The organism is Nitratidesulfovibrio liaohensis, assembly GCF_011682075.1.
Taxonomy (GTDB): Bacteria; Desulfobacterota; Desulfovibrionia; order Desulfovibrionales; family Desulfovibrionaceae; genus Cupidesulfovibrio; species Cupidesulfovibrio liaohensis.
Map to the genome: position 1 here is coordinate 1 of NZ_VSMK01000010.1, position 10,428 is coordinate 10,428.

At 65.4% G+C, this 10,428-nt stretch carries 8 protein-coding genes and 1 pseudogene; 2 read left to right on the forward strand and 7 right to left on the reverse strand.

Annotated features, from left to right (window positions below):
• Positions 1-608: MFS transporter (locus tag FVW27_RS00475; RefSeq protein ID WP_167121807.1), on the reverse strand; the 608-nt coding region annotated here is incomplete at its 3' end.
• Positions 609-689: 81 nt separating this feature from the next.
• Positions 690-1,754: a phosphotransacetylase family protein gene (locus tag FVW27_RS00480; RefSeq protein ID WP_167121808.1), complete on the reverse strand. Its 1,065-nt coding sequence runs from the start codon at positions 1,752-1,754 to the stop codon at positions 690-692.
• Positions 1,755-2,288: 534 nt separating this feature from the next.
• Here FVW27_RS00480 and rnc point away from each other — a divergent pair.
• Positions 2,289-2,981: a ribonuclease III gene (gene rnc / locus FVW27_RS00485; RefSeq protein ID WP_167121809.1), complete on the forward strand. Its 693-nt coding sequence runs from the start codon at positions 2,289-2,291 to the stop codon at positions 2,979-2,981.
• 100 nt (positions 2,982-3,081) lie between these two features.
• On the opposite strand, the gene FVW27_RS00490 is transcribed toward rnc, so the two are convergent.
• Complete coding sequence (locus FVW27_RS00490; protein WP_167121810.1) at positions 3,082-3,978, reverse strand: flagellin N-terminal helical domain-containing protein; 897 nt, start codon at positions 3,976-3,978, stop codon at positions 3,082-3,084.
• A 301-nt stretch (positions 3,979-4,279) separates the two neighbouring features.
• Between FVW27_RS00490 and FVW27_RS00495 the strand changes: the two genes are divergently transcribed.
• Complete coding sequence (locus tag FVW27_RS00495; protein WP_167121811.1) at positions 4,280-4,675, forward strand: flagellar protein FlaG; 396 nt, start codon at positions 4,280-4,282, stop codon at positions 4,673-4,675.
• Between the two features lie 782 nt (positions 4,676-5,457).
• Here the strand turns inward: FVW27_RS00495 and FVW27_RS00500 are convergent.
• The 4 genes and pseudogenes from FVW27_RS00500 to FVW27_RS00515 all read right to left on the reverse strand — a co-directional run.
• Positions 5,458-7,095, reverse strand: coding sequence for a flagellar hook protein FlgE (locus FVW27_RS00500; RefSeq protein WP_167121812.1), 1,638 nt, complete (start codon positions 7,093-7,095; stop codon positions 5,458-5,460).
• A gap of 66 nt (positions 7,096-7,161) precedes the next feature.
• Positions 7,162-7,950, reverse strand: a complete 789-nt coding sequence (locus tag FVW27_RS00505) for a flagellar hook assembly protein FlgD (protein WP_167121813.1) — start codon at positions 7,948-7,950, stop codon at positions 7,162-7,164.
• Between the two features lie 9 nt (positions 7,951-7,959).
• Positions 7,960-9,873, reverse strand: a complete 1,914-nt coding sequence (locus FVW27_RS00510; protein WP_167121814.1) for a flagellar hook-length control protein FliK — start codon at positions 9,871-9,873, stop codon at positions 7,960-7,962.
• A gap of 317 nt (positions 9,874-10,190) precedes the next feature.
• Positions 10,191-10,428: pseudogene (locus FVW27_RS00515) on the reverse strand (glycosyltransferase family 9 protein); the annotation flags it as partial.

Below are 10,428 nucleotides of genomic sequence, written 5' to 3' on the forward strand. Positions count from 1 at the left end.
CCCACCCAGGCGAACACGATGCCCGTCAGCATGCCCGCCACGCCCACGGCCAGCAGTACGCCCCGCCAGTCGGTGACGCGCAGCCCTGCCTCGGCCAGCAGCGGCACGGCCACGAAGCTGAGGTTGGGCCCCAGTTCGTGGATGGACACGGCCTTGCCCCAGTCGCGCTGGCGGGCCAGGGTGCCCAGCGTGGCCATGCCCGCCGGAAAGTACAGCCCCGCCGCCAACCCCATGAGCACGAACATGTACCGCGCCGTGGCATGGTCGCGCACGGCGGCCATGCCCATGAGCACCGCGCCGGTGGCCATGCACGAAAAGGCCGCCATGCGCCGGGGCGTTACCCGGCTGAGCAGGAAGGCGCTGGCCGCAAGGCTGACGGTGAAGCCGCAGGCCATCAGGAACAGCAGTCGGGTTGCCTGGGCGTGGTCCAGCCCCAGGTCCGCCTCTATGGAAAGCAGCAGCGGGGCCAGCATGGCTCGCGAACCGTAGTTGATGAAGAACAGCAGGCCCACCAGCCCCACCCACGGCAGGGCGGCGGAAAAGGCGGGTGCGGTGTCCGCCGGGGTAGGGGGCGGAGGAGCGGGCGGCGTGGCGGTGTCGGCGGTCATGGCTGCATCCGGTAAGGGGGTGGCGCAAAAAAACGGGGGGGCAGGCGCCCCCCCGTGCGTTTCGCGTTGCGTCGGGCGGCCTTACAGGCCAGCCGCTTCCTTGACGTAGGCGAAGTCTATGGAGGAGCTGACGAGCTGTGCGCCCTGTCGGATCTTGATGACGTCGCGCAGTTTGTGGCGCGAAAGGATGACCTCCATCTTCTTGGCCACGGTGTACGTGTCGTCGCGCACCACCACGATGGGAATGTTCAGCACTTCCGAGCGGGTAAGGATGATGTCGTTGGGGTACAGGTTGCCGGTCAGCACCAGGCACGGGCAGTTGCCTTCCAGCGCCACCAGTTGCACGTCGGACCGGTCGCCCCCCACGATGACCGCGGAATTCTTGTTCTTGCGGAAGTGGGTCATGAAGTTCTCGACCTGCATGGTGCCGATGAGGAAGTTTTCCACCACCTTGTCGGACTTGTTCTGGGCCGAGATGACCTTGCCCCCCAGCCGTTCGGCCAGGTCGCCCACCTTGATGGCGCCCATCAGCGGGTCCTTGGGGATGACGCCCACCACGCGCACGCCGTTGCGTTCCAGGAACGGCTTGATCAGCCCCTCCACCTCGTTCATGAAGTTGGCGGGGATGTCGTTCAGCACCACGCCTGCCAGGTTGTCGCCCAGGGTATCCTTGAGCACCACCAGGTAGTCGTAGTTCAGTTCCTTGTGCAGGCGGTCGATGATGATGGCTTTCAGCCCAAGCTCCTTGACCACGCGGATGCCGTCCACGTTGCAGTAGCGGCCGGAGTACATGCTGCCGGAACCGGCCACCACCATCACGTCGTGGCGGCTGCCAAGCTGGCGGTAGGCATCGACGATGCCGGGCATGTAGTCCTCGCACTGTCCGCTGAAGGCCCGCACCTTGAAATCCTGGGTGACCAGCACCGGAGTGACCAGGTTGGAGGGTTCTTCCAGCCCCAGCACGTCCTGCACGAAGAAGGCGTCCTCGTCGCCCAGCACGCCGCCGCGTTCCTGCGGCATGGCGCCCACGGGCTTCATGTAGCCCACGTTGTAGCCGTCCTTCTGCAGGCGCAGGCCAAGGCCCATGATCACCATGTTCTTGCCGGAATACCCGGCCGTGGAACCCACGTAGATGCCCGCCGCCATAGCAGCCTCCTGTTGCTGGATCCGCGCGCATGCCCGCGCCCGGCCCAGCGGACCCGCGGCGCGATGCATCCTGCCGCCCCGCCGCCGTAAAGCCGGGCCGGTGCGACATGCAGTGTGCTTGACTGATTCTGCCCCGAATAACCGCCGAAAATCAAGGGACAACTGCAATTTCATGGCTGTTCGCTCGCACAGCCAGAGTCAGCGCGATGGTTGTTGGGCTTGCGGCGGAATGCCCCAGGCGTGCGGAAGGCCCCAGGGACGCCCGTGAGTCGTGCTGATGGGCCTGGCTGATGCGCCCGGGCTGCCGGGCAGACGAGCAGGGGGCTGGCAGGTGGCGGCTGACGGGGGATGGCAACGGTACGCCATAACGAGGCACCATGCAGCGCCGGAAATTTGACGATTGGACACGGGCGACATGCGCAGCGCGGGTGGCCTTGCACAATGGGGACGGTGCCGGTATCGTTCCCGGCCATGACCGGAGCGCCGGGCGGCAAAAGCTGCCGGGCGGCATCCAGAAGGAGCGACCATCAACCCATGTTCGAAAAGCTGCAAAGCGACATTCATTACGCCTTCAACGACGCAGGCCTGCTGGCCACGGCCATGACTCACAGTTCGTGGGCCAACGAGCAGCAGGAGCACGTGGAGCACAACGAACGCCTGGAATTTCTGGGCGATGCCGTGCTTGAGCTGTGCGTGTCGGAAGAACTGTTCGCCCGTTTTCCCGGCGCCCGAGAGGGCGACCTGACCCGCATGCGGGCGCGCCTTGTCAGCAAACCGGCGCTGGCGGAACTTGCGCGCGACCTGCAACTGGAACTGTACCTGCGGCTTGGCAGGGGCGAGGAAAGCCAGGGAGGACGCGAACGCAGCTCATTGCTGTCGGACGCGCTGGAGGCCATGCTGGGGGCGGTGTTTCTGGACGGAGGGTACGAACGGGCCCGGGCCGTGGTGCGCCATGTGCTGGCCGCCCGCTGGCCCAGCGATGCCGACGGCAAGCGCAGCAAGGACTACAAGAGCCGCTTGCAGGAACTGACGCAACGGCTGTTCCGGGAGCGGCCGGTATATGCCCTGATGGGCAGCAGCGGCCCGGAGCATGAAAAGCGCTTCGAGGTGCGGCTGACGCTGCCGGACGACACCGTGTTCACGGCCATCGGCCCCAGCGTCAAAAGGGCCGAACAGATGGCGGCCGGTCTGGCGCTGAAAGAGCTGGAGTCGCGCAGCGAGGGCTGAGATGGAGACAATGACCGGGAAGGCCGTTCCTTCCCGGTCCTGTTGTCTTTGGTCAACCTTCGCCAGTTGATGCGCGGCGTTACGCCGTGAACGAGGCGGCTTAGCCGCCGATGAGCTTCATGGCCATCTGCGGCAGCGAGTTGGCCTGCGAAAGCATGGCCACGGCGGACTGCGTGAGAATCTGGTTGCGCACGAACTCGGTCATTTCCTCGGCCACATCCACGTCGGAAATGCGCGACTCGGAGGACTGCAGGTTTTCCGCCTGGATGGTGAGGTTGCTGATGGTGTTCTCCAGACGGTTCTGCAGGGCGCCGAGCGCCGCGCGGATCTTGTCCTTGGAGATGATCGCCTGGTCAAGGGCGGTCAGGGCGTTCTGGGCGGCCGACTGGGTGGAGATGGTGTAGCCCCCGGCCGCGACACCCATGGCGGACGCGTTGCCGATGCCCAGTTGCGATGCCGTGGCCCCGCCGATCTTGATGTAGTAGTAGTCTTCGTTCGAGTCGTTGCCGGTGCCGAAGTGGATCTTCAGCTCGCCGGTCTGCCGCAGCCCCGACCCGTTGTGCGTGCCCGAAAGGGTGCCGTCCAGCAGGTGGATGCCGTTGAAGTCCGTGGCGTTGGCGATACGGGTGATTTCCGAGGCCATGGCCTGATATTCGGATTCGATCATCAGACGCTGGTCGGAGTTGTAGGTACCCGTGGCCGCCTGTTCGGCCAGTTCCTTCATGCGGATGAGTTTTTCATCGATGATCTGCAGCGCGCCGTCAGCGGTCTGGATCATCGAGATGGCGTCGTTGGCGTTGCGGATGCCCTGACGCATGGTGGAAATATCTGCCCGCATCAGTTCGCGAATGGCGAGGCCTGCGGCGTCGTCGGCCGCAGTGCCCACGCGCAGACCCGAGGAAAGGCGGCGGGTGGACGTTGCCAGGCGACCGTAGCTCTCGTTCAGGTTACGAGAGGCGTTCAGCGCCATCATGTTGTGATTGATGACCAAAGACATGTGGTGAACCTCCTTCGGGTTGTCTGGTCATCATTAAGCAATGTTGATGCCAACGTATTTTTTGCAAAGAAAGGTAAAGTGTTAGCAAAACTCTAGACACCCCGTGCCCGGTTGCCGACGCGCCCATGCCAAAATTTTCCCAGGGCTTGCGGGGTGCTGTGCGGCGCTGGGGCGTGGCGGGGGAATTTTTTGCATCCCCTGCGCACGGGCCGGGCCGCACCCTAATCCGGCGGCGCAATCTGCCGATAAGGAGTGTGAGACGATGTTTCCGGGGGAGGCAATGTCGCCTCGAGGAGGAACCATGATGCTGCTGGACGAAATCCAGGCGGTAACGGCAGGTTCGTCCGCGGGATCGGATATCAAGCGCCCCCCGGCACGCGGCTTGGCCGCCGCATCCTCATCCGCCACTTCTCCATCTCTCGCGGAATGGCAGCCGACCGGGGACGAACGATCCGCGGAAACGGACAACGTGGACATGCAGCAGCTTGAAAGTTCGCTGGACGACCTTTCGCGCACCCTTGAAGCCAAGGGCGCCGCGCTGAAGTTCGAGATCGTGAACGACCAGGGTGTGGTGCAGGTCGAGGTGTCCGAAAAGAACAGCAACAAGGTGCTCATGCGCATACCGCCCGAAGGGGTGCTGCGCGTCGGCAAGGATGGGGGCATGACCCTTGGCGGGCTGCTCAACCGGCAATTCTAGGGAGCGGCGGCGGGTTTTGCCCACCGCCGCTCCGTTCCATGCCCGGTTGCCGGGCTGGCCAGTCGTGCTGCCAGTCGCGTGGCCGGATGGGATCCTGTGGCGATCCGGTTGCGTGGCATGACACGGTCAAGCGCGACCTGGCTGCGCATAAGGTAACGCCCTGACGGTCACGACCGGTGACGGCCCTCTTGCGGTACTGCCAACCGTTGTCGGACTTGCGACGCCATGCGCATGTCGGGTGCCGGGGCGTACGCTCCCTCCCGGCGTGGCGCTCCGTCCGCGCGGTGCCTTGGCTGGCGGCGGGGTGGCACACCCTGAGCTCAGGCGCATTCATTGATGTTGATTGGTCGTACATTTGATATCGGTTGTCCGCTCGTGGTGCCCAACCGTCCGCACACATTGCCTGACCACCCGCGCGGATTCCTTCCGTTCCCCCCGTCTTTCATTCGTTTCGGATGTCCCGTCCGCTGGCGCACTGGCTTGGGGTGTCCGGCAGGGTAGATCTGCCCGCCAGCCTCCGCGCTGCGGCATGGCCCTGTGCTCGCCAGACACCGTAAGCGCCGTCCGCTCCGGATCATCCCTGGCAGTGCCCGCCCCGAACCGAGCATCGGCCGGTTATCCGGCCATTCCGGGGCCATGCCGTCGATGCAAGACATCCCGATCCGCCCTTTTGCATGGGCAGACCGGGATGTTTTGCGGGGGGCACGCTTGGGGCGCGCCGCCGCCGACACGTTGCGGACGCGGGTTCGGGCCCGCGTCCGCCGGTCGATCATGATCCGTCGCTAACGCTTCATGTTCACGACGGTTTCAAGCATGGTGTCCGTGGTGGTGATGACCTTGCTGTTGGACTGGAAGCCGCGCTGGGTGGTGATCATCTGCACGAATTCGCGGGCAAGGTCCACGTTGGACTGTTCCAGCGAGTTGGAGTTGATGGAGCCGTACCCGTTGGCATTGGCCGGACCCGCCAGCGCGTCGCCCGAGGCGCGCGTTTCGGAGAACAGGTTGCCCCCTTCGCGTCGCAGGTTGGTGGGGCTGGTGAAGTCGTACAGGGTGATCTGGTACAGGTCCAGGATGACCCCGTTGGAGTACCGCCCGTGTACCACGCCGTCCTGATCCACGGTGATGTTCTGCAGGAAGCCGAAGGTGTAGCCGTCCTGCTTCTGGAAGATCATGGAAGACGGGCCGCCGTAGCTGGTCATGGCCGTGGACTGCCGTTCGCCCTGCGGCCCCAGGCCGCCGAGGCTGCTGGCGTTGCTGCCGATGGCGGCGGCGCTGGCAGGCGCGCTGGCCCAGGTGTTGCTGAGGTTGCGCAGGCCGAAGTTCAGTTCCATCAGGTACGGTTCGGCTTCCTGCGGCACCGTGGGCGAGGTGTAGCTGGCGTTGGAGACACCCGAGAAGTTGGCCACGAACAGCGGGTAGCCGTTGTTGGAGAAGGTGGTGGGCACCCAGTTGTTCATGTCCTTCAGTGAACCGGTGGCACCGCTGGCGATGGTGAAGGCGGTCATGTCCGTGAGCTGACCCGAGGTGTCGAAGGTCAGCGTGCCGGTCATCAGGATGCCCGCCGCCGAGGTGCCCGCGAAGTTCTGGCCGTTGACAGAGCGCAGGTCGTCCGAGGGGTTCATGGTGACCATGTATTCCCAGTAGCGCTTGCCGCTGGCCGCGCCCGCCACCGTGTCGGTGGCCACCTGGTCGAAGTAGACGGTCAGTTCGTGCGAGGTGCCGCCTTCGTCGTAGACCTTGATGGTGGTCTGGTAGGCAAAGCGGCTGTCCGCCAGCGGCGTGTCGGCGGAGCCGTCCCAGTTGTTGAATACCGAGAAGAACGGGTTGGCGGCGTTGACCGACTTGTCGCCGCCGTCGCGCGCGTCGAGGTTGTGGGCAGAGGTGATGGTGGACGTGTGCTGCGGCTCGGCGGTGAAGCCGTCGAGCTTGATGTCCTTGGGCGACCCCGCCCCCTTGATCTGCGAGGTGGTGGTGGTCACCTGCGCGGTGGAGGTGGACAGCGAGGGGCGGGCCTTTTCTATTTCCCAGCCTTGCAGCACGTAGCCGTGCGGATCGACCAGGTAGCCGTCGTTGTCGAAGCGGAAGTTGCCCGCGCGGGTGTAGTACGAGGTTTCCTGCCCCTTGGGCCGCACCTGGAAAAAGCCCTTGCCGCCGATGGCAAGGTCGGTTGCTTCGTTGGTGGTTTCAAAGGCGCCCTGGCTGAAGTCGCCGAAAATGGCGCCGATGGACACGCCCCGGCCAACCTGGCTCACCCCGGCCGCGCTGTAGACGTCCTGGTTGATGAAGTCCTGGAAGTCCATGCGCGAGCCCTTGAAGCCCACGGTGTTGACGTTGGCGATGTTGTTGCCGAGAACGTTCATCTTCTCGCCGTGGGCCAGCAGTCCCGAAACGCCGGTCCACATACTTGCCGTGACACTCATGATCGACCTCCTGTGTCCATGCACCCCCGTGGGGGTGTAGTGTGCGTGCTCTCGTTCCGCAGGGGGTTAGCTGTCGCTGTCCGTGCCACTGTCGGAATCGTCTCCGGAATCATCTCCGGAACCGTCGTCCTTGTCGTTGCCACCGGTGCTGGTGTTGGGCGCCACGATTTCGGAGACGTTGCTGAAGGCTATGTGGCGGCCGTCCGCCAGGCTCAGGTAGGGTTCGCCGTCCACCTTGACCACGCCCGACACCTGGCCGGAAACCTGGGTGGTGATGTACACGGACTTGCCGTCCGTACCTTCGCCGTACATGGCAACCGCGTAGACACCGTCCGGAACTATGGTGCCCTGGTAATCCTTGCCGTCCCACTTGTACTGGTAGGTGCCGGGCTGCTTCGCACCCATCAGTTCCGTGCGCACCAGGTTCATTTGGCTGTCGTAGATGTTGATGTAGCCGTTGCTCACCTGTTCCTGCGTCGTGAAGTACACCGTGCTGACGGAGTTTACCGTTGCGCCGGTGCTGTCCTTCTGCGAGGTCTTGCTGATCTCGTAGCCGCTGGCGGTCACTTCCTTGCCGATGTAGCCCACTGCGGCGGACATCTGCTGCTGCTTGGCGCTGGCGTTCAGGTCGGTGATGCCGGTGGAGATGTTGGTGAGCTGTTCAAGGCTGGTGAACTGCGCCAACTGGGCGACGAATTCCTTGTCGTCCATGGGGTTCAGCGGGTCCTGATGGCTCAGCTGGGCCACCAGCAGGTTCAGGAACGCCTGCTTGTCCAACTCGTCGTTCTTGGTCTTGGCACCAAGGTAGTTGTTGAACGTCTGCTCGGCCTGGCCGAGTACGGGGCTGGCTGCCATGGTGGCCTCCTATGCGATGATGTCGAGCCCGGAGGCGGTAAGGGTTGCCGGGCGCCCCGCGGCAGCCGCCGTGTCCACGGCCTGCATGCCGGAGTCGCCGACCCCGCCGTCGCCCCCGTCCCGAAGACGGCGCAGGCGGCGGTAGCGTTCGCGCTCCGCGTTGCGGGTCTGCTGTTCCTGGCTGGCGTTGTGCTGGGCCGTATCCTGCCAGGCCTGCGAGAACGAGTTGTCCTGCAACTGGGTCTGCACTTCCAGCCGGTCCACCTTAAGCCCCTGCTGTTCCAGCGCGGTGCGCAGCACATGCAACTGGTCGTTGATGGCCTGTGCGGTCTCGGTGCGGTCGGGGCGGATGGTGGCGTTGACCTCTCCGTTGCGCACGGAAAGGGTCACGGTCACGTTGCCCAGTTCGCCGGGGTCGAGCTTCATGGTCAGCTGACGGGTGCCGTCCTGCATGGAGGTAAGAATGCCCCGCTCGAGTTGGGCCGCCGCCTGTTCGGAAAGATAGGGGGTCAGGGCCTGGCCCTGGCGCTGGGCCGCGCCCGCCGCATTGGCGGCGCTGGCCGAAACGTCGGCCATGCTCTGGGCCGCGCCGCTGAGGGACGGGCTGACGTCGATCTTGCGCAGCAGTTCGGCCCACGGGTCGCTGCTGCCGCCGGAAGCGGGCCGACCGTGCTGGTCCTGCTGCCCGGCGGAACCCTTGCCGCCGCCAGATTGCGATGACTGCTTGTCCAGTCCGAAGGCCTGGGCCTGGGCATTGCCCTGCGCCACCTGCGCCTGCTGGCCGTTGTTGCCCCCGTTGCCATTGTGCGGGGACACGTTCTGCTGCATGGCATCGCCTGTCTGCACGGCGGCGTGGCGCGGGTCGGACAACGGACCGCCATGTTCCTGCGCGCTGCCCCCGGTGCGCATCAGACCCGACTGGCGGGTCTTGCCTGCGTTGGCCGATCCGCCATCGTGGCGTTCGGCGTCCAGCGCGGGCGCCATGCCGCTGCCGTTGCCCTTGCCGGTGGCGGCTTCGCGGATCAGCACCTTGCTGCGCTGGGCGGCGCGGTCACCGCGCCGGTCGGCCTGTTCGATGCGTTCGGCGGATTTCTTGGCCGCCTGCAACACCGGATCAAGCGCGGAACCAAGGGCCGAGGCCAGGTTGCGGTCGGCCTGTTCGCGTGCGGCCATTTCCTGCCCGGCGGGCACCAGTACCGACTTGAGCCCGGCGGCGGTGGTGGAAATTTCGGTCTGCCCGCCGAACAGCGTCTTCATGGCGGCCAGCACTTCGGGCGACAGCCGCAGGCCCTTGGCCATGGCCTCCAGTTCCGCCACGTTGACGTCGATGGCGTCGCCCTCGGTCTTGCTGGTCAGCTTGCTGCTGACGGCCTTCCACACGGCGTCGGTGTTGCCCGCGTCCATCTGGGCCAGCATGCCGTCCGCTTCTTCGGGCAGCATGCCGATCTTTTGCAGGAACTGCTTGGCGTCCAGGCGCTGGTTGCCGCTCAGGGAGGTGGTGGCGGTGCCGTCTGCGTTCAGGTTGGCATAGGGGCCATCCTTGCGCAGGGCCGAAATGATCTGGCCCAGCGAGTAGTTGCCGGGGCTGGAGGCCATCTGGGTGAGGCGTTCCAGCCGGTCGGGCGAGACGCCGCTCTTTTCCAACTGGTTCCGCAGCGCGATGACGTCCTGCAAGGAAAGGCTGATCTGCCCCGGCGCGGTGAGCACCCCGCCGTCCTCGCCCCTGCGCACCTTGCCCTTGGCTTCCATGGCCGCTGTGGCGGCGGTGCGGAGGGCGGTGGTGCCCGCGCCTGAGAGGGAGCGCGGGCTCGCCTTGTCCGCGAGCACGGAAGCGAAGTCGAGGGTGCTGGCAGTGACCTTGGGGCGCCGCGTCACATCGGACGGCGCCTTTTCGGTCTCGGGAAGAAAGGGAAAAATATGCATGCCGGGGCTCCTTGCAGCCATTGGAGTACAAGGACCGTTCCAAAACTCTACGCAGCATGATTTCAGGTGGTTACATGCGTGATCGGGCGGCTGGCCCGGCAAGGGCTGCCGTGCGAGTGTTGAGGGTGTGCCAGGTGCATTTGCAATTCCTGACCATTCTTGATGGTCGGGTGGGGCGGGGCGAAAGGCGATGGGCAGGGCGGCAGACAACGCGCCGCAATGGCGCGGCATGCGGATGGGCCCCGGTGGGCCAATTTGAACCGGCTAGGGTAGTCAGGACGGGAGAGGAAGGGAGAGGACGGGCGAAGGGGGGCGAATCAGGCCGTAAGGGTGGCCAGGGCCTCCACCAGGGCCAGGGCCTCGGCCCAGGCGGCGGGAGTGGCGTCGGCGTTCTGCACGGACATGTGCAGATAGCCGGTGAGGGGGCGCAGCATGGGCGGGTGGCGATGCCAGAAGTCGGACGGCAGCGTGGCCTGCCCGGTCCCCAGGCCGCGCAGGGCTTGAGCCAGGTCGCGCCCAAGGCCCGACAGGGCGCGGCGCAGGGCTTCGGCCAGA

What these genes read in the sequence shown, in the direction of transcription:
- FVW27_RS00480 (WP_167121808.1), bottom strand. Translation starts at nt 1,754, where the DNA reads ATGGCGGCGGGCATCTACGTGGGTTCCACGGCCGGGTATTCCGGCAAG.
- FVW27_RS00490 (WP_167121810.1), bottom strand. Translation starts at nt 3,978, where the DNA reads ATGTCTTTGGTCATCAATCACAACATGATGGCGCTGAACGCCTCTCGT.
- FVW27_RS00510 (WP_167121814.1), bottom strand. Translation starts at nt 9,873, where the DNA reads ATGCATATTTTTCCCTTTCTTCCCGAGACCGAAAAGGCGCCGTCCGAT.
- rnc (WP_167121809.1), top strand. Translation starts at nt 2,289, where the DNA reads ATGTTCGAAAAGCTGCAAAGCGACATTCATTACGCCTTCAACGACGCA.
- FVW27_RS00500 (WP_167121812.1), bottom strand. Translation starts at nt 7,095, where the DNA reads ATGAGTGTCACGGCAAGTATGTGGACCGGCGTTTCGGGACTGCTGGCC.
- FVW27_RS00505 (WP_167121813.1), bottom strand. Translation starts at nt 7,950, where the DNA reads ATGGCAGCCAGCCCCGTACTCGGCCAGGCCGAGCAGACGTTCAACAAC.
- FVW27_RS00495 (WP_167121811.1), top strand. Translation starts at nt 4,280, where the DNA reads ATGATGCTGCTGGACGAAATCCAGGCGGTAACGGCAGGTTCGTCCGCG.